The organism is Streptomyces sp. 549, assembly GCF_030124175.1.
Classification (GTDB): Bacteria; Actinomycetota; Actinomycetes; order Streptomycetales; family Streptomycetaceae; genus Streptomyces.
On the sequence record NZ_JASKMT010000026.1, the window covers coordinates 31,398 to 49,672 of the forward strand.

Genomic DNA, 18,275 nt, shown 5'->3' on the forward strand with positions numbered 1-18,275 from the left:
GATCAGTCGTCGCCGGGCACCCTGCCCGTGGACACCGCGAGCCGGTTCCAGGCGTTGATGGCCAGGATCGAGGCGATCAGCTGGGCGATGCTCGCCTCGTCGAAGTGGGCGGCGGCCCGGCGGTAGACGTCGTCCGGCACGCCGGCGCGCGGCAGCAGCGTGACGGCCTCGGTGAGGGCGAGCACGGCCCGCTCGCGCTCGGTGAAGAAGGCACCGGCCTCCTGCCAGACGGCCACCAGGTTCAGGCGCTCCTCGGACTCGCCGGCCTTGCGCGCGTCCGTGGTGTGCATGTGCACGCAGTACGCGCAACCGTTGAGCTGCGAGGCGCGGATGCGGACCAGCTCGACCAGCGTCGGCTCCAGCCCCTCGCTGGCGGCGGCGTCCAGGGCGATCAGGGCGCGGTACACCTTCGGAGCGGCCTTGGGGAAGTCCACGCGGGACACATCGGGGGAAGTCATGACCGCTAACCTACGAAGCCCACCGACCTTGCGAAAGGTGCACTTCCGTGTCGGAACCATGGGTCAATTCCGCCCGGCGGACCGGCAGTGACCTGCACCTGGAGCTGCCCGCCGCCGGAAGCCGCCGGGCCGCCGTCATCCGGGCGCTGCGCGACGCGGTACGGGACGGGCGGCTTGCCCCGGGCGTCCGCCTGCCCCCGTACCGCTCACTCGCCGCGGACCTGGGCCTGGCCCGCAACACGGTCGCCGACGCCTACGCGGAACTGGTCGCTGAGGGCTGGCTGACGGCCCGCCAGGGCTCCGGCACCCGCGTCGCCGCCCGCCCGGCCCCACTCACCGCCACCCCGGGGGGGCCGCCCCCGGCGGGGGCGTCCGAACCGCTCGCGCACGACCTGCGGCCCGGACGCCCGGACGCCGCCTCGTTCCCCCGAGGCGCCTGGCTGGCCTCCGCGCGGCGCGCGCTCACCGACGCGCCGCACGACGCCTTCGGCGCCGGCGACCCGCGGGGCCGCCCGGAGCTGCGGCGGGCCCTGGCCGACTACCTCGCGCGGGCCCGCGGCGTGCGCACCGACCCGGACCGGATCGTGGTCTGCTCCGGCTTCGGCCACGCGCTGCGCCTGCTGTTCGGCGCGGGCGTGCTGCGCGGGCCGCTGGCCGTGGAGGCCTACGGGCTGTCGTTCCACCGGTCGCTGCTGGCCGCGGCGGCGGTCCGTACCGTCCCGCTGCCCCTGGACGAACACGGGGCCGACGTCGACGGATTGGCGTCGGCTCCCGGTGGCGGCGGGGTGCGGGCGGTGCTGCTCACGCCGACACACCAGTTCCCCACCGGCGGCCCGCTGTCCCCCGCCCGCCGCGCGGCCGTCGTCGCCTGGGCCGGGGCCCGGGGCACGGTAGTGCTGGAGGACGACTACGACGGCGAGTTCCGCTACGACCGCGATCCGGTGGGCGCGCTCCAGGGGCTCGACCCCGAACGGGTGCTGCACTTCGGCTCGGTCAGCAAGAGCCTCTCGCCCGCGCTGCGCCTGGGCTGGATGGTGCTGCCGGGCCGGCTGGTCGGCCCGGTCACCGCCGCCAAGGGCGAGTGGGAGGCGTGGACGAGCGTGCCGGACCAGCTCACGTTCGCCGACCTCGTCAGCTCCGGCCGGTACGACCGGCACGTGCGGCGCATGAGGCAGCGCTACCGGCGGCGCCGGGACCGGCTGGTCGCCGCCCTGGCCGAGCACGCCCCGCACGTCACCGTGTCGGGCATCGCCGCCGGTCTGCACGCCGTGCTGCGGCTGCCGCCGGGCACCGAGCAGACCGCCCTGGCCGAGGCCGCCAGGACCGGCCTGGGCGTCTGCGGGCTGGGCTCCTTCCGGCACCCGGAGTCCACGATGCCCACCCAGGACGGCCTGGTCGTCGGCTACGCCACCCCGCCCGAGCACGCCTACGGGTCCGCGCTGTCCGCCCTGTGCCGCGTGCTGCCCCCGGCACCGGTCCCGATCCCGGTCCCGCACTGAGTAGCGCGGGACCGGGCGCGCGGCCGGTCAGGCGGCGGTGTCGTACGTGTAGTGCGGGGTGTGGTCCAGCATGTCGGCCGGGGTGACGTCGTTCCACGGCCGCATGGTCTCGTTCAGGTCGACCACGTTCGCCGTGCCGCGCGCCGGCAGGTAGACCCCCTGCGGATGCCGGGCCTGCCACTCGGTCCACAGCTTGTCGATGAACGCGTGGTGCATCCAGAACACCGGGTCGTTCGGGGACCCGCCGGTCGCCATGTGGCCGCCGACCCACACGTGCACGCGGTTGTGCAGGTTGACGCCCCGCCAGCCCTCCAGGTGGTTGCGGAAGCCGTCCGAGGCGCTGTTCCAGGGCGGCATGTCGTAGGTAGCCATGGCGAGCACCGAGTCCACCTCCGCCCGGGTGGGCAGCGGCCGGGTGCCGGAGCCGAGGGAGCGGCGCAGGAAGTTGCGGCCGTCCACCCGGACCTCGATCGGCCAGCGGCTTCCGGAGAACGCGAACGGCCCGTCCGTCACCTGCCCGTCCCGGCTGCGGCCGGTGCCGCCGAGGAAGTCCGGGGCCCACAGCGACGCCGCCGCCGTGCGGTCCACCGTCCAGTCCCAGTACGGCAGGGTGACGTCGGCGTCGACGGACTGCAGCGCCTGCTCGAACTCCAGCAGGAACCGGCGGTGCCAGGGCAGGAAGGACGGCGAGCGGTGGCCGACGCGGTCGCCGCTGTCGGTGTCACTCATGATGAAGTCGTTGTGGGTGGAGACGAAGGTGTCGTACCGCCCGCTTCTCTTCAGCGCCAGCAGCGCGTCGGTGAAGCGCCGCTTCTCGGCGGCGGTGAGCTGCGCCTGGTTCTTGCGTACGGTCATGGTGGTGCGACTCCCGGATCAGCTGGTTTCGAGGGGGACGAGCGCGGCGCCCTGGAGTTCCAGGACGGCCGCCCTGGCGATCTCCCGCGGCGTGTCGGCCGGCTCGTAGTGGTTGATCACGCTGACCCAGGTGCCGTCGGCGTTCTCCATGACGTGCAGTTCCTCGCCGTCGATGTGCACCGCGTAGCCGGCGCCGTGTCCGTCATGGCCCCCGTGGCCTCCGCTGTGGCCGCCTCCGTGGCCGGTGCCGTGGCCGCTCTGCGGCCGGGTCGGACCGCCCTGGATGCGGCGTCCCCGGTAGACCTCGTCGAAGGCCGGCGGTGTTCCGCCGCGGGCGGCGCGGTCCGCTGTGCCGTGGCCGGCGTGCCCGGCTGCGTCCTGCGGCGCTTCGGTACGCGCGGTCCCGGCGATCGCCGGGCCTGCCGCGGCGAGGCCGGCGGCGGCACCGGCCACGGCGACGGCGCCGAGCGCGCGTCGGCGAGTGATTCCGGACATGTGAGAACCCCCAAGTCGGTGCAGTGGTCAGATGCACCCGGGGCCGGTGGTCGGCCCTGGTTGGCATATGCCTACCTGGAGGCCGTTAGCGGGGAAAACCGCAGCAATCCGGTTGGCCCGGATACGGACAGATCCCGTCATCTGGTACAGCGTTGAACGAAGTGGATCTTGCTGTCCGCACGGCCCGGAGAGCGCGTCCACTGCGAAGTCCGCTGCGGGAGAGGGCCGTTGCCGGGAGATCTTCTTGCCGGGCAGCCGCAGGTGTGCCCTGGCTCACCCCGGGAGATTGTCCGCAAACCGCCCCGCCGGCGGGAGGACACGCGCCGGGCACCGCCCGGGCCACCCGAGGGGCCCGTGGTCGGCAGGCGGCGGATATCCGGTGGCCGGGACCGCGCGGGAGCGGGAGCATCGAGCCATGACACGCAGTTTTGAGCAGCTGGTGGCCGAGGCGGAGGACGTGCCGGTGGACGGCTGGGACTTCTCCTGGCTCGACGGCCGGGCCAGCGAGCAGCGGCCCTCCTGGGGCTACCAGCGCACCATGAGCGAGCGGCTGGCACGGGCCACGGCCGCCCTGGACCTCCAGACCGGTGGCGGCGAGGTGCTGGCCGAGGCCCCGAAACTGCCGCCGCTGACCGTCGCCACCGAGGCGTGGCCACCGAACGTCGCCAAGGCGACCGCGCTGCTGCATCCGCTGGGCGTGGCGGTGGTCGCCGACTCGGACGAGCCGCCGCTGCCGTTCGCCGACGCGTCCTTCGACCTGGTGACGAGCCGGCACCCGGTGACCGTGTGGTGGCGGGAGATCGCCCGGGTGCTGCAACCCGGCGGCACGTACCTCTCGCAGCACGTCGGTCCGGCCAGCGTCTTCGAGCTGGTCGAGTACTTCCTCGGCCCGCAGCCCGAGGAGACCCGGCGGCAGCGCCACCCCGAGGACGCGCGGCGTGAGGCCGTGGACGCCGGGCTCGACGTCGTCGACCTGCGGTTCGAGACGCTGCGGACGGCGTTCTTCGACGTCGGCGCGGTGGTCTACTTCCTGCGCAAGGTCATCTGGATGGTGCCCGGCTTCACCGTCGACCGGTACCGCGACCGGTTGCGGGAGCTGCACGAGCAGATCACCCGCGACGGCCCCTTCGTCGCCCGCACCACCCGCTTCCTCATCGAGGCCCGCAAGCCCGCCTGAGCCCCGGCGCCCGCCACGGTGTTTGCCTTCCGCCGGGCGGAGCACTCACCCGGCGGGCGGAGGTCCGAGGACCGGCACCGGGAGGGAGCGGGCGATGTTCGAAGGGTTCACGGAGACCACGGTCACCACGGGAACCACCGGGACGGCGGAGTCGGCCGGGGAGGGCGACACGGGCGAGACCGTCCGGTTGCACGTGCGGCACGGCGGCAGCGGGCCCCCGATCCTGCTGCTGCACGGGCATCCGCGCACCCACGCCACCTGGCACCGGGTCGCGCCGCGGCTGGCGGCCGCCGGGTACACCGTCGTCTGCCCGGACCTGCGCGGCTACGGCAGGTCGTCGAAGCCGGCCACCGACGCCCGGCACCTGCCGTACAGCAAGCGGGCGATGGCCGGCGACTGCACGGCCCTGATGCGCGTCCTCGGCCACGAGCGGTTCGCCGTGGTCGGTCACGACCGGGGTGCCTACGTCGCCTTCCGCCTGGCCCTGGACCACCCGGCGGCGGTCAGCGCGCTGACCGTGCTGGACTCGGTGCCGATCGGCGAGGCGCTGAACCGCTGCGACGCCCGCTTCGCCGCGCGCTGGTGGCACTGGTTCTTCCTCGGCCAGACCGCCGGACCGGCCGAACGGGTGATCAACGCGGACCCCGACGCCTGGTACGGCGGTGATCCCGAGCGCATGGGCGCCGAGGCGTACGAGGACTTCCGCCGAGCCGTGCACGACCCGGCCACCGTGCACGCCATGTGCGAGGACTACCGGGCCGGGCTGGGCGTCGACCGCGAACACGACGAGGCCGACCGCCTCGCCGGCCGGCAGGTGTCCTGCCCGCTGCAGATGCTGTGGGCGACCGGAGACGACATGGTCGACCTGTACGGCGACGTGCTCGCGGTGTGGCAGCCGTGGGCCGGCGACCGGCTGACCGGCGGCCCGATCGAGTCCGGCCACCACATCGCCGAGGAAGCCCCCGGCGAACTGGCCGCCGCCCTGCGCCACTTCTGGGAGGCCGGCCCCGTCACGCCCCGCCACCGCACAGCCCCCTGACCACCCCGGTTCCCCCGACCACCCCGCGCCCACTACCAGAGTCGGGCCGGCTCTCGCGGGCAGTCGGCCGTATCCGCCCGTGCCGGACGCCGGTGCCGGACACTGTCGACGCATGGCCATCGACTACCGCAAGCAGCCCGCGCCCTCGTCCTCGCCCACCGGGCCGCTCAACCTGGAGAAGGTGACCGAGCGCGCCCCGGGCCTGGTCAACCTCTACAAGACGGCCGCCGTCTCGCTGGCCAAGCACCGCGTCAGCGGCCGGCGCGCCGCCGTCTACCTGGTCCTGGACCGGTCCGGCAGCATGCGTCCCTACTACCGCGACGGCTCGGTGCAGCACCTCGCCGAGCAGACGCTCGCACTGGCCGCGCACCTGGACGACGACGGCGTGGTGCCCGTCGTCTTCTTCTCCACCGACATCGACGGCACCGCCGAGATCAGCCTCGACTCCTACCGCGACCGCATCAACCCGCTGCACGAGTCGATGGGGCACATGGGCCGCACCAACTACCACCTGGCCATGCAGGCGGTCATCGACCACTACGAGGCGTCCGGCGCGAGCGACCCGGCGTTCGTCGTCTTCCAGACGGACGGCGCGCCCACCTCGAAGACCGCGGCCGAGCACGTGCTGTGCTCGGCCGCGAAACTGCCGGTCTTCTGGCAGTTCGTCGGCTTCGGCGACGACGAGTTCCGCTTCCTGCGCAAGCTGGACGACCTGCCCGCACCGGGACGGCGGGTCGTCGACAACGCCGGGTTCTTCGCCGCCGGGCACTCCCCCAAGGCGATCTCCGACGCCGAGCTCTACGACCAGCTGCTCCACGAGTTCCCCGACTGGCTCACCGCGGCCGGAGCCGCCGCCATCCTCCGCGACTGACCCCTTCCGCCACCCCCGTGCGAGGCCGCACGACCGGCCCTCGAACCCTGCCCCGCACGGCGGAGGCGCCCGGCCCGGTCAGGCACCGACGTAGGCGGCGAGGTGTTCGCCGGTGAGGGTGGAGCGGGCGGCGACCAGCTCGGCCGGGGTCCCCTCGAAGACGACCCGGCCACCGTCGTGACCGGCGCCGGGGCCGAGGTCGATGAGGTGGTCCGCGTGCGCCATGACCGCCTGGTGGTGCTCGATGACCACCACCGACTTGCCGGAGTCGACGAGCCGGTCCAGCAGACCGAGCAGCTGCTCGACGTCGGCCAGGTGCAGGCCGGTGGTCGGCTCGTCGAGCACGTAGACGCCGCCCTTGCCGCCCATGTGGGTGGCCAGCTTGAGCCGTTGCCGCTCACCGCCGGACAGCGTGGTGAGCGGCTGGCCGAGGCTGAGGTAGCCGAGCCCGACGTCGGCGAGCCGCTCCAGGATCCGGTGCGCGGCCGGAGTGCGCGCCTCGCCTGCGCCGAAGAACTCCTCGGCCTCCGTCACCGGCATCGCGAGCACCTCGCTGATGTCACGACCGCCGAGGTGGTGGTCGAGCACCGACGCCTGGAACCGCTTGCCCTCGCAGTCCTCGCAGGTGGTGGCGACGCCGGCCATCATCGCCAGGTCGGTGAAGATGACACCGGCACCGTTGCAGGCCGGGCAGGCGCCCTCGGAGTTGGCGCTGAACAGCGCCGGCTTGACACCGTTGGCCTTGGCGAACGCCTTGCGGATCGGGTCGAGCAGCCCGGTGTACGTCGCCGGATTGCTCCGCCGCGAACCGCGGATCGCGCTCTGGTCGACCGACACCACCCCCAGGTCGGCGGCGGCCGGGCTGCCGACCAGCGACCCCTGCACCAGCGAGCTCTTGCCCGAGCCGGCGACGCCGGTGAGGACGACGAGCACGCCAAGCGGCACGTCCACGTCGACGTCCCGCAGGTTGTGCGTGGCCGCGCCGCGGATCTCCAGCTTCCCCGTCGGCTTGCGCACCGTCTCCTTCAGCGCGGCCCGGTCGTCGAGGTGCCGACCCGTGACCGTGGTCCCTGCCCGCAGGCCCTCGACGGTGCCCTCGAAGCAGACCGTGCCGCCCGCCGACCCGGCCCCCGGGCCGAGGTCGACGACGTGGTCGGCGATGGCGATCGTCTCCGGCTTGTGCTCCACGACCAGCACCGTGTTGCCCTTGTCGCGCAACCGCAGCAGCAGGTCGTTCATGCGCTGGATGTCGTGCGGGTGCAGGCCGATGGTCGGCTCGTCGAAGACGTAGGTGACGTCGGTGAGCGAGGAACCGAGGTGGCGGATCATCTTGACGCGTTGCGCCTCGCCGCCCGACAGCGTGCCCGAGGGCCGGTCGAGCGAGAGGTAGCCCAGCCCGATCTCCACGAACGAGTCGAGCGTGTCCCGGAGCGACGTCAGCAGCGGCGCCACGGACGGCTCGTCCAGCCCGCGGACCCAGTCGGCCAGGTCGCTGATCTGCATCGCGCAGGCGTCGGCGATGCTGACGCCCTCGACCTTCGAGGACCGGGCCGCCTCGCTCAGCCGCGTGCCCTCGCACTCGGGACAGGTGGTGAAGGTGACCGCCCGGTCCACGAACTCGCGGATGTGCGGCTGCATCGCCTCCCGGTCCTTGGACAGGAACGACTTGCGGATCTTGGGGATCAGCCCCTCGAAGGTGAGGTTGACACCCTCGACCTTCACCTTGGTCGGCTCCCGGTGCAGGAAGTCCTGCATCTCCTTCCTGGTGAAGTCGCGGATCGGCTTGTCCGGGTCGAGGAAGCCCGACTCGGCGTAGGTACGCACGGTCCACCAGCTGTCCGACTTCCAGCCCGGAATGGTGAACGCGCCATCCGAGATCGACTTGGAGTCGTCGTAGAGCTGGGTGAGGTCGATGTCGGACACCGAGCCGCGGCCCTCGCAGCGCACACACATGCCGCCGGTACGGGTGAACGTCTGCTTCACGGTCTTGGCGGAGCCGCGCTCGACCGTGATCGCGCCGCTCGCCCGGACCGAGGCCACGTTGAAGGAGAACGCGCCCGGCGGGCCGACGTACGGCTTCCCGAGCCGGCTGAACAGGATGCGCAGCATCGCGTGGGCGTCGGTGGCGGTGCCGACCGTGGAGCGCGCGTCGGCACCCATGCGCTGCTGGTCGACGATGATCGCCGTCGTCACGCCCTCCAGCACGTCGACCTCGGGGCGGGCCAGCGTCGGCATGAACCCCTGCACGAACGAGCTGTAGGTCTCGTTGATCAGCCGCTGCGACTCCGCGGCGATCGTGCCGAACACCAGGGAGCTCTTGCCCGAGCCGGAGACACCGGTGAACACCGTCAGGCGCCGCTTGGGGATCTCGACGCTGATGTCCTTCAGGTTGTTCTCCCGCGCGCCGTGCACACGGATCATGCCGTGGCTGTCAGCCACGTGCGGCGCGGACGACGGGGAGGCGGGCGCCCGGGATGCGGACGCCTTGGCGGCGGACGTCTTGGTTGCGGCCGTCTTCGCGTGGGACGCCTTGGCGGCGGACGGGTTCGGACCGGTGCGGGTGGCCATGCTCATCATGTCCTCGTCTGTGCGGCGGAGCCGCCGCCTCCGCCCCCGCGGCGTCCCCTGGCGGGGCGAGCGGTGCGGGTGCGGGCGGGCGGTGCGGTGCCGGGAAGGCGGTGCGGCCGGTGGCGGCGGGTGGCGGCTACCGGCGACCGGCCGGCCGTCGGGGGGGCGGTGACGGCCGACTGCGGCGTCCGGGATGGTGCGTGGTCGCAGGGGCCACTCGGGTCGCAACGGCCGGGACGTTCGGATCGCCAGCGACGATCGGCGATCACCGGCCGCCTCGGCCGAGGCGGCCGAGGCGGCGTGCCCGGCCGGTGATCGTCAGGCTAGCGCCCGGTGCCCCGGGCCGCAGCTCAGTTCGCGCGGGGCTGGGTGAAGCGCAGCATGTTGCCCGCCGGGTCGCGGAAGGCGCAGTCGCGGACGCCGTACGGCTGGTCGATCGGCTCCTGCAGCACCTCGCCGCCCGCCGCACGGACGCGCTCGAAGGTGGCGTCGCAGTCGGCCGTCCCGAAGATGACTCCGCGCAGCAGGCCCTTGGCCAGCAGCTCCGCCATGGTCTTCTTGTCCGCGTCGGAGGCCTCCGGGTTCGCGAGGGGCGGTTCGAGCACGATGGCCACGTCGGGCTGCGAAGGGGAGCCCACCGTCACCCAGCGCATGCCCTCGAACGCGACGTCGTTGCGGACCTCCAGGCCCAGCGCGTCGCGGTAGAAGGCGAGCGCCTTGTCATGGTCGTCGACGGCGATGAAGCACTGCGAAAGTGTGATGTCCATGTGCTTCACGCTACGGGCGGGGTGGGTGGTTTCGCTTCTCCATTCCTGATCGGTCGGGTGTACATCTTGGCGATGCAGGCCGGAATGGAAGCACCCTCCTCGTGGTCGCGCGCCCGGTACGCGCTCGGGCTCTCGCCGACCAGTTCGGTGAAGCGCGAGCTGAACGACCCCAGCGAGGTACAGCCCACCGCGAAGCACACCTCCGTCACCGTCAGGTCGCCCCGCCGCAGCAGCGCCTTGGCCCGCTCGATCCGGCGCGTCATGAGGTAGCTGTACGGCGTCTCACCGAAGGCGGCACGGAAGCTGCGGGAGAAGTGGCCCGGCGACATGAGCGCGGTACGCGCCAGCGCCGGAACGTCCAGCGGCTCCGCGTACTCGCGGTCCATCCGGTCACGGGCCCGGCGCAGCCGGACCAGGTCCTCCAACGTCACCCGCCCACCCTCCCACAGGGCCCGCGGCCCCACCTCGGGCACGCCGCGCACACCGCCACGTCACGGCCGTTCCGCGCTGAGGAAGGCCCCCGGGCGCACCTGCCGGGGTACGGCGTCCCGCCCCTGTGCTCTCCTGTGGCGGTGACAACTCCCCGGAGTGCCCACCGGCCCTTCGACGCGCTGCTCTGCGACCTCGACAACGTGATCCGCTTCTACGACACGACGGAGTTGGCCGCCCTGGAACGTGGCGCCGGGCTGGCGGAGGGGACCACCGAAAGCGTGGCGTTCGCCCCGGAGACGGACCTGCCGCTGCTGCTCGGTGAGATCACCAAGGAGCTGTGGGTGGACTCCATCACGGCCAGGCTCGCAGGGCAGGTGCCGAAGGCGCAGGCGCGCGAGCTGGCGACAGCGCTGGCGAAGGCGCCGTTCCGGGCCGACGACGTGGTGGTCGCCATGCTGCGACGGGCGCGGGCGCACGTGCCGGTGGTGCTGGTGACCAACGCGACCGTGGAACTGGAGGACGACCTGGTGACGCTGGGTCTGGCGGACCTCGCCGACCACGTCGTCAGCAGCGCCCGGGTGGGCGTGGCCAAGCCGGACCGCAGGATCTACGAGATCGCGGCCCGCCGGGCAGGCGCCGCCATGGACCGTTGCCTGTTCGTGGACGACCGGCTCGAGAACGTCGAGGCCGCGGTCGCCCTCGGCATGACCGGCCTGCACTACCGCGAACCCGCCGACCTGCGTGCGTCGTTGGGCGTCCTGCTGGATGCCTGAGGCAGGCCGTGGAGGTGCTCCCGCCCTGAGAGAACGGGGTTTGCACCACCGCTTGTCCATCGACCACGTTCTCCCCCTGCGCAGCCTGACCAGCGCGCAGGAAACGGGGCATCGGGGGATGAATCGCGAGAGCAGGACTCTGTGCCTGCTTGAACTCTCGCAGTTCTCGACCATTCCGGCGACTCTCCGCCGTGCTTCTTTGTGCTCGGGCGGCTCGTTATGCATGTCTCGGCGGTCTCCATACACAGGGCTACACGAGGGAACGCGATGAGAGCCGACAGCACTACCTGCCCCACCTTCCCGTGCGAGTGACCACGTCCGGAACCCGGCACGGCGCGCGACTCGCGCCCTTCCTGCTGAGCGCCGTCCTCCTCACCGGATGCACCGCAGAGGAGCCCGCTGCCCCGAGCAGCGCGGGTTCGAAGCGTGACGCACGCGATCACATGATCAGCGGCACCGTGTACGCCGAGGGCGCGGACGAGGGACCGTGGTTGGTCTCGGACGTGGTGCGGACCACGACGGAACGAGGCGACATCACCCTGACCTTCACGTCCCTGCCGGAAGCGGGAATCAGGGTCAAGCTCCTCGACAAGCCCAACCGGACCATCGGTTCGGTGCAGACCTGGCAGAAGGACGAGACCGGCGTGGCGAAGGTCTTGGCCGAGGGCGTCGCGGGCGACACCGCGTTCGTCAACGCGTTCGAGCAGCTGGACCCGTGCAGCAACTGCAGCCCCTACACCTTCGAAGGAACTCAGAGGTACTGATTCCCTCGTTCGCCTCGGGCTGCTGAAGCCTCGGGCTGCTGAAGTGGTGAGGAGTGAGGGGCCGCCGGGCCTTCGGAGCACGTCGGACCCCGGGATCGGCTGGGGGTCACCTGACGCCGCGAGTGCTGGCAGGCCGGGCAGATCGACTTCCCCGGCGGACATCCGGGCCCCGACGGCCCCGAGTGGACGTTCAATCCGAGATCACCGGCCTCGACCCGACCGCGCCCATCGATGATCTTGTTGGGACCACTGCAGCGACCGGCTCTCCTTCCGTGACCAGTCGTTTGAGACAGCCGACAAGTGACAGCTCCGCCGCGAATCGCGCGCGACCGGCACGGCTGGTCGGCAGGCCCGCCAGCGTCGATCAGCCGACCTGGAAACGGGCCATCGAACCTGCTCACGAGCAGCAACCACCCCGATCAAGGCAAGCGCGTCATGTCCGGATCCCTCCCGATGTGGGACACGACACTTTTGCAAGCAGTCGCTTGCAAAAGTTAGCACCGGGGTGCATGGTGGAGGCATGGCTTCACTGAACCCCGGTGACATAGGCGAGTTCCTGCGCGAGCAACGGCGTAGCGCGCAGCTCTCGCTGCGGCAGCTCGCCGACGCCGCGGGGGTGTCGAATCCGTACCTCAGCCAGATCGAGCGCGGGCTGCGCAAGCCCAGCGCGGAGATCCTGCAGCAGCTGGCCAAGGCGCTGCGGATCTCCGCGGAGACGCTCTATGTGCGGGCCGGGATGCTGGAGGAGCGGGAGCCCGGGGAGACCGGGGTCGTCGCCGCCGTCCTTGCCGATCCGTCGATCAGCGATCAGCAGAAGCAGGCGCTGCTCCAGATCTACGAGTCGTTCCGCACGCAGCACGGCAGTGGCGCCGCACCGGGCGCCGCACCGCAGGACCCGTCGGCGGCTCCTCCGTCGAAGCCGTCACCGCAGCACACCGAGAAGCACACAGAGCAGCCGACCTGAGCATCCCCGGGAGGGACCCTCAATGCCCAGCAACACCGACTTCCGCAAGACGCTCACCGACCCGACGCCGCTGTACTTCGCGGCCGGCGTGATCGAGAAGGTCCGCACCGAGGCGCCCGAGCGCATCGCCAAGGTCCGGCAGACGGACCCCAAGGCCGTGCAGGAGCGCGTGCAGGGCCGGTTCCAGGACGTGCTCACCACGCTGGACTCCGACCTGAAGAAGGTCCGCGAGCAGGCCCAGCACTTCGCACTCCAGGGCGTCGGCTTCGCGGCCGAGGCCGCGGTGAAGGCCAAGGAGGGCTACGACACGCTCGCCGAGCAGGGCAAGTCGGCCGTCGAGACGTGGCGTGCCAAGTCCGTGTCCGAGGACGTCGTCTACGAGGCGACCATCGAGCGCGAGGCCGTCGTCGTCACCGAGGCCCCGGCCGACACGAAGCAGGGCGAGACGAAGCAGGCCGAGGCCGGTGGCGCGTCGAAGACCACCGCCAAGTCCGGCACGTCGAGCACCTCCGGCACGTCCGCGAAGACCGCCGGTACGCAGAAGCAGGGTGAGGGCGCCAAGCGCTCCACCACCGCGCGTCAGACCCCGGCGGCCAAGAAGACCACCGGCCAGAAGTCGACCCCGAAGTCCGACTCCTGACCGAAGAAAGTCCGACTCCTGACCCAAGCGGTCAAGCGGTCAAGCAGTCGCTCCGGCGCCGCCCGAGGCGGACGGCCGGGACCGGGTCCGTACGCGCGGTCGCGCCGGGACACGGGTGAACGACCCACGAGGACGGGACAGGCCGGGCGGGGAGTACCTGCCCGGCCTTCCGTCCGGGTAGCGTGGGATGGCAAGGACGGCAAATCTCCAGGGTGGTGGCCAGCGTGCTTCTGAACGGTTTCAACAGTCTGCTGAGTTTTGTCTTCCTCGGGCTGCTGATCTTCGCCATCTTCTGCTTCGTGGACGCGGCCCTGCGCCGCGAGGACGCCTACCGTGCGGCGGACAAGAAGACGAAGCAGTTCTGGTTGATCATTCTCGGCGTGATCGTCGCGGTGAACCTGATCCTGAGCTTCTTCTTCCTGGTCATCGCCGGTCTCATCGCCAACATCGTCTACATGGTGGACGTGCGTCCCGCGCTCATCCGGGTGACCGGCAGCGGCGGTGGCGGACGCTTCCGGGGCAGCAGCAGCGACGGCCCCTACGGCCCCTACAACGGCGGGCGCTGACACCCGCACGGCCCCGGCCCCCGGCCCGCACCGACCGGACCCGGACCCCGCCGCAGGACCTGACGAGTCGCCGCACGACCTCACGAGCCCGCCGCCCCGCAGGGGCGGCGGGCTCAGTCGCGGTGGCCCGCCCGCTCAGCCGCGGTCGAGCAGGACGACGGCGACGTCGTCGGCCAGTTCGCCGCCGTTGAGCTGGCGGACGTCGTCCAGCAGGCCGTCCAGCAGCGTCTGGCCCTGTGCACCCTGGGCCAGGCGCTGGGCGACCAGGGTCCGCATGCCGTCCTGGCCGAGGCGCTCACGTCCCTCGCCGATGTGGCCCTCGATCATTCCGTCGGTGTAGAGCATCAGGCTCCAGGACGCTCCCAGCTCCACCTGGGTACGGGCCCAGCGGGCGCGGGACAGCAGGCCCAGCGCCGGTCCCGCGCCGTCCTCGGGCAGCAGCCGCAGCCCGGCGGAGTGGGAGAGCAGCGGCGCGGGGTGTCCGGCCAGGCAGACACCCGCCCGCCGGCCGTCCGGGGAGATGTCGACCATGCACATGGTCGCGAAGATCTCCTCGTTGGACCGCTCGTACTCCAGCACCTGCTGGAGGGTGGCGAGCAGGTGGTCGCCGCACAGGCCCGCCAGGATCAGCGCCCGCCAGGCGATGCGCAGCTCGACGCCGAGCGCGGCCTCGTCGGGGCCGTGCCCGCAGACGTCGCCGATCATGGCGTGCACGGTGCCGTCGCTGGTCCTGACCGTGTCGTAGAAGTCGCCGCCGAGCAGGGCCCGGGAGCGGCCGGGGCGGTAGCGGGCCGCGAAGCGCAGCTCGCTGCCCTGCAGCAGCGGCGTGGGCAGCAGGCCGCGTTCCAGGCGGGCGTTCTCCTGGGCCCGCAGCCGGGACTCGGTGAGCTGCCGGTGGGCGACGTCGGCCCGGCGGCGCTCCAACGCGTAGCGGATGGCCCGGCCGAGGAGGCGGGCGTCCATCTCGTCGCGGAAGAGGTAGTCCTGGGCGCCGATGCGGACCGCTTCGGCGGCGCGTTCGGCGTCGTCCTCGTCGGTGAGGACGAGCACGGCGTGCCGGGGGGCGAGGTCGAGGATCTGGCGGAGCAGTTCGAGGTCACCCAGTGCCAGGTCGACCAGGATGCAGTGCACCTCGTCGGTGAGCAGCCGCTCGACCTCGGTGAGGTTGCGCGCGGTCCGCACCCGGACCCGGCCGCCGTAGGCGTTGATCATCTCGGGCAGCGGCGGGGACCCCGCGGGGTCTGCCTGGATGACGAGCAGGGTCTCGGCCTGGCGCGGCAGCTGCACGGTGGCAGGCGCCGCTCTCGTCTCGTCACCCAGCGGCACGGACATCAACGTTTTCCTCTTCCCTCCCCCCGAGGGCAGTGCGGCACCCTGCACGGCGTGCCGCAGGTGACCCTAACCGGAGGGGAGGCTGCGGGGAATGCTTCGTAAGGAGGAAGCATTGGCATATGCCGTAGTTCACAGGCGGTGAGCAGCACGATCGGCCCCCTGTGGAGCCCGGTGTGCCCGGCCGGCTACCCACCGGCGCCGCCCGCCGCCGCGCCGCCCGTCCTCGTCCACCGCGGGGCGGGGGTCACCGCGGGGCGGGGGTCACCGTCACGCGTCAGGGCGGACGACGCCGAGCACGGGCAGGGCGCCGACGCCCTCGATGCGGACCTGGCGGCCGGTGCGCGGTGCGTGCACCATCGAGCCGTCGCCGACGTAGAGGCCGACGTGGCTGGCGTCGTTCTTGTAGATGATCAGGTCACCGGGTCGCATGTCCTTGAGGTCGACCTTGTGCAGCGACTTCCACTGCTCCTGCGAGGTGCGCGGGATCGTGGTGCCGGCGGCCTCCCAGGCGCGCAGGGTCAGCCCGGAGCAGTCGAAGGTGCGCGGGCCGGTGGCGCCCCAGCGGTAGTCCTTGCCGATCTGGGCGGTGGCGTAGGCGATGGCCTGCTTTCCGGCCGCGGACGCCTTGCCGCTGATCTCGTCGAGCACGCCGCTCTTCAGCCACCGCATCTGACGCTGGTAGGAGGTCTGCTCCTCCAGCTCGCGCAGTCGCGTGCGCTCGCCCGAGGCGAGCTGCGACTCGATCTTGACGGCCTTCGCGAGCCGCTCCTCCACCTTCTTCTTCGCCGCGGCCTGCTTCTTGCGGCTCGCCTCCAGCTTCTTCCACTGGACGTGGGCCTGCCGGGCGTCGGAGGTCAGCGTCCTGCGGGTCGTCCGCAGTTCGCGCAGGAGGCCGTCGGTGGCCCGCTGGCCCTTGTACATCAGGCTGAGCGAGTGCAGGAAGTCCTCCGGGTCCCGCTCCAGTACGAGCTGCCGGCCGGGCGGCAGGCCGCCGCCGCGGTACTGGGCCCGGGCCATGGCCCCGGCCTGGTTGCTGAGGTCGGTCAGCTCGTCCTGGTTGCGGTCGAGCTTGCGGGCGAGGCGGTCGACGGCCTTCTGCTGCCGCTCCACCCGCTGCACGGCGGCGTTGTAGTCGTCGGTGGCGGAGCCGACCTGGTCGTGCAGGTCCTCGATACGGGCCCGCAGCTGTTCGAGCCGGGCGGCGTCGGCGGCGTCCTGCCCGCCCGCCCCGGGGCCGTCGCCTGAGCCGTCACCGGAACCGTTCCCCGTGCCGCCCCCCTCATCGCCCTCCACGTCGCCCCCCGGGCCGAAGGTGCCGGGCGGGAGGGGCAGGGGCGTGTCGGGCAGTGGGCGGTCGGACTGCTGGGGGACGCCCGGCCGGTCGGGGCCGGCGGACTGCTGCGGCGCGGGTTCCGGCGGCGCCGCGTGGGCCGCGTGGACGCCGTGGGCGGGCACCGACAGCAGTCCCACCGCGCAGACCAGTACTGCCCCCTTGCGTATCACCGTGAATACCCCTCCCGTGCGGTGACGTCCCCACGCCTCGTCGACGCTTCCCCCGCGCGGATCGTTCCACGACCCGCCAGAATGCAACAGGGCACCCCCACCGGTGCCGGAGCCGTTCACACACCGCCCGGAGCCGTCCGGGCACTCGCAGCCACCGATTCACGTCTCAGCCGTGGGAGGCCACACATACGACCAATGAGGTTCACCTTGTGTTCACTCTCGACCGTCGGGCACTTCACCTCTTCTGCCTAACTTCGGTCAGGTGAGGTGCGCGTCGCATGGCGCTCGCGAGCCTCGCAGCGCATAGCTGGTCGAAAGAGAACGCCACGTCGTCCGCCGCTCACCGTCAGTAGGACCGGTGGGCAGAGGAAGGAACTGAACCGAAGTGAAGCTTCAGCGCACCAACCGGCTTCGCGCCCTGACCGCCGGTGCTCTCGCGGTCACCGGCGCCCTCGTCCTGTCCGCCTGCGGTTCGGACGACAACGCCGGCGGTGGCGGCGGCCAGCAGACCAGTGCCGCGAGTGACATCGAGTGCGACGGCCAGGGCAACCTGCTGGCGTCCGGTTCCACCGCGCAGAAGAACGCCGTGGACGTGTGGGTCCAGGCCTACCAGGACGCCTGCCCCAACACGAAGATCAACTACAACCCGACCGGTTCCGGTGCGGGCATCCAGGAGTTCCTCCAGGGCAAGACGACCTTCGCCGGCTCCGACTCCGCCCTCAAGGAGGACGAGGTCACCCAGTCCGCGAAGGTCTGCAATGACGGCGGCAAGGCCGTCAACCTGCCGATGGTCGGCGGCCCGGTCGCGGTCGGCTACAACATCTCCGGTGTGGACGACCTGGTCCTGGACGCGTCGACCCTGGCGAAGATCTTCGACTCGAAGATCGGCAAGTGGGACGACCCGGCGATCAAGAAGCTGAACCCGGACGTGGACCTGCCGCCCACCAAGATCCAGGCCTTCCACCGCTCGGACGAGTCGGGCACCACCGACAACTTCACCGACTACCTGGCCACCGCCGCCCCCGACGACTACCCCTACGAGCCCGCCAAGGCATGGGCCGCCAAGGGCGGCCAGTCGGCCAACGGCTCCGCGGGTGTGGCCACGAACGTGCAGCAGACGGACGGCGCCATCGGCTACTTCGAGCTCTCCTACGCCTCCGGCAACGACCTGAAGACGGTCAAGCTGGACACCGGCGCCGGTGAGCCCGTCGAAGCCACCGTGGAGAACTCCACCAACGGCATCGCCGCCGGCAAGATCGTCGGCAAGGACGGCGACCTCGCCATGGAGCTGGACTACTCGACCAAGGAGGAAGGGGCCTACCCGATCATCCTGGTCACCTACGAGATCGTCTGCGACAAGGGCAACAAGCCCGAGAACCTGGACGCGCTCAAGTCCTTCCTCACCTACGCCGCGAGCGAGGACGGCCAGAAGGCCCTCACCGAGATCGACTACGCGCCGGTCCCCGAGGACGTCATCACCCAGGTCCGCGAGGCCGTCACGAACCTCTCCTGACCTGAAGCAGCGCCGGCGGCCCCGCTGAAGGGGCCGCCACCCCGCCGGGGTCCCCACCA

At 71.9% G+C, this 18,275-nt stretch carries 18 protein-coding genes; 10 read left to right on the forward strand and 8 right to left on the reverse strand.

The window, feature by feature from the left end:
- Positions 1-2 precede the first annotated feature (2 nt).
- On the reverse strand, positions 3-458 hold the full coding sequence (locus tag QNO07_RS22735; RefSeq protein ID WP_283994140.1) for a carboxymuconolactone decarboxylase family protein: 456 nt from the start codon (positions 456-458) through the stop codon (positions 3-5).
- 47 nt (positions 459-505) lie between these two features.
- Here QNO07_RS22735 and pdxR point away from each other — a divergent pair, with 47 nt between their 5' ends.
- Positions 506-1,957, forward strand: coding sequence for a MocR-like pyridoxine biosynthesis transcription factor PdxR (gene pdxR / locus QNO07_RS22740; RefSeq protein WP_283994142.1), 1,452 nt, complete (start codon positions 506-508; stop codon positions 1,955-1,957).
- Positions 1,958-1,984: 27 nt separating this feature from the next.
- Here the strand turns inward: pdxR and melC2 are convergent, their stop codons facing one another.
- Positions 1,985-2,812: a tyrosinase MelC2 gene (gene melC2, locus QNO07_RS22745; RefSeq protein WP_283994143.1), complete on the reverse strand. Its 828-nt coding sequence runs from the start codon at positions 2,810-2,812 to the stop codon at positions 1,985-1,987.
- An 18-nt stretch (positions 2,813-2,830) separates the two neighbouring features.
- Positions 2,831-3,307 carry an apotyrosinase chaperone MelC1 gene (melC1, locus tag QNO07_RS22750; RefSeq protein ID WP_283994144.1) on the reverse strand — a complete coding sequence of 159 codons (477 nt, stop codon included), beginning with the start codon at positions 3,305-3,307 and terminating at the stop codon, positions 2,831-2,833.
- Positions 3,308-3,722: 415 nt separating this feature from the next.
- Between melC1 and QNO07_RS22755 the strand changes: the two genes are divergently transcribed.
- The 3 genes from QNO07_RS22755 (at position 3,723) to QNO07_RS22765 (ending at position 6,394) form a co-directional block, all read left to right on the forward strand.
- On the forward strand, positions 3,723-4,484 hold the full coding sequence (locus tag QNO07_RS22755; RefSeq protein WP_283994145.1) for a class I SAM-dependent methyltransferase: 762 nt from the start codon (positions 3,723-3,725) through the stop codon (positions 4,482-4,484).
- A gap of 94 nt (positions 4,485-4,578) precedes the next feature.
- Positions 4,579-5,523 carry an alpha/beta fold hydrolase gene (locus QNO07_RS22760; protein ID WP_283994146.1) on the forward strand — a complete coding sequence of 315 codons (945 nt, stop codon included), beginning with the start codon at positions 4,579-4,581 and terminating at the stop codon, positions 5,521-5,523.
- A 112-nt stretch (positions 5,524-5,635) separates the two neighbouring features.
- Positions 5,636-6,394 (forward strand): vWA domain-containing protein, encoded by a 759-nt coding sequence (locus QNO07_RS22765; RefSeq protein ID WP_283994147.1) that lies wholly within the window; start codon positions 5,636-5,638, stop codon positions 6,392-6,394.
- Between the two features lie 78 nt (positions 6,395-6,472).
- Here the strand turns inward: QNO07_RS22765 and QNO07_RS22770 are convergent, their stop codons facing one another.
- The 3 genes from QNO07_RS22770 to QNO07_RS22780 all read right to left on the reverse strand — a co-directional run bounded on the left by QNO07_RS22770 (position 6,473) and on the right by QNO07_RS22780 (position 10,160).
- Positions 6,473-8,815: an ATP-binding cassette domain-containing protein gene (locus tag QNO07_RS22770; protein ID WP_283994196.1), complete on the reverse strand. Its 2,343-nt coding sequence runs from the start codon at positions 8,813-8,815 to the stop codon at positions 6,473-6,475.
- Positions 8,816-9,312: 497 nt separating this feature from the next.
- Positions 9,313-9,729: a VOC family protein gene (locus tag QNO07_RS22775; RefSeq protein ID WP_283994149.1), complete on the reverse strand. Its 417-nt coding sequence runs from the start codon at positions 9,727-9,729 to the stop codon at positions 9,313-9,315.
- 5 nt (positions 9,730-9,734) lie between these two features.
- Complete coding sequence (locus QNO07_RS22780) at positions 9,735-10,160, reverse strand: helix-turn-helix domain-containing protein (RefSeq protein ID WP_283994150.1); 426 nt, start codon at positions 10,158-10,160, stop codon at positions 9,735-9,737.
- A 141-nt stretch (positions 10,161-10,301) separates the two neighbouring features.
- On the opposite strand from QNO07_RS22780, the gene QNO07_RS22785 reads away from it, so the two are divergent.
- The 5 genes from QNO07_RS22785 (at position 10,302) to QNO07_RS22805 (ending at position 13,868) form a co-directional block, all read left to right on the forward strand.
- On the forward strand, positions 10,302-10,934 hold the full coding sequence (locus tag QNO07_RS22785) for an HAD family hydrolase (RefSeq protein ID WP_283994151.1): 633 nt from the start codon (positions 10,302-10,304) through the stop codon (positions 10,932-10,934).
- Between the two features lie 308 nt (positions 10,935-11,242).
- Complete coding sequence (locus QNO07_RS22790; protein WP_283994152.1) at positions 11,243-11,698, forward strand: hypothetical protein; 456 nt, start codon at positions 11,243-11,245, stop codon at positions 11,696-11,698.
- A gap of 520 nt (positions 11,699-12,218) precedes the next feature.
- Positions 12,219-12,662 (forward strand): helix-turn-helix domain-containing protein, encoded by a 444-nt coding sequence (locus tag QNO07_RS22795; protein ID WP_283994153.1) that lies wholly within the window; start codon positions 12,219-12,221, stop codon positions 12,660-12,662.
- Positions 12,663-12,684: 22 nt separating this feature from the next.
- On the forward strand, positions 12,685-13,302 hold the full coding sequence (locus QNO07_RS22800) for a hypothetical protein (RefSeq protein WP_283994154.1): 618 nt from the start codon (positions 12,685-12,687) through the stop codon (positions 13,300-13,302).
- A 224-nt stretch (positions 13,303-13,526) separates the two neighbouring features.
- Positions 13,527-13,868, forward strand: a complete 342-nt coding sequence (locus tag QNO07_RS22805) for a DUF2516 family protein (protein ID WP_283994155.1) — start codon at positions 13,527-13,529, stop codon at positions 13,866-13,868.
- Positions 13,869-14,003: 135 nt separating this feature from the next.
- Here QNO07_RS22805 and QNO07_RS22810 read toward each other — a convergent pair whose 3' ends face one another.
- Both QNO07_RS22810 and QNO07_RS22815 read right to left on the reverse strand, forming a co-directional pair.
- Positions 14,004-15,200 carry a PP2C family protein-serine/threonine phosphatase gene (locus QNO07_RS22810; RefSeq protein WP_283994156.1) on the reverse strand — a complete coding sequence of 399 codons (1,197 nt, stop codon included), beginning with the start codon at positions 15,198-15,200 and terminating at the stop codon, positions 14,004-14,006.
- 267 nt (positions 15,201-15,467) lie between these two features.
- Positions 15,468-16,703, reverse strand: coding sequence for a C40 family peptidase (locus tag QNO07_RS22815; protein ID WP_283994157.1), 1,236 nt, complete (start codon positions 16,701-16,703; stop codon positions 15,468-15,470).
- Positions 16,704-17,088: 385 nt separating this feature from the next.
- On the opposite strand from QNO07_RS22815, the gene pstS reads away from it, so the two are divergent.
- On the forward strand, positions 17,089-18,216 hold the full coding sequence (pstS, locus tag QNO07_RS22820) for a phosphate ABC transporter substrate-binding protein PstS (RefSeq protein ID WP_283994158.1): 1,128 nt from the start codon (positions 17,089-17,091) through the stop codon (positions 18,214-18,216).
- Positions 18,217-18,275 lie beyond the last annotated feature (59 nt).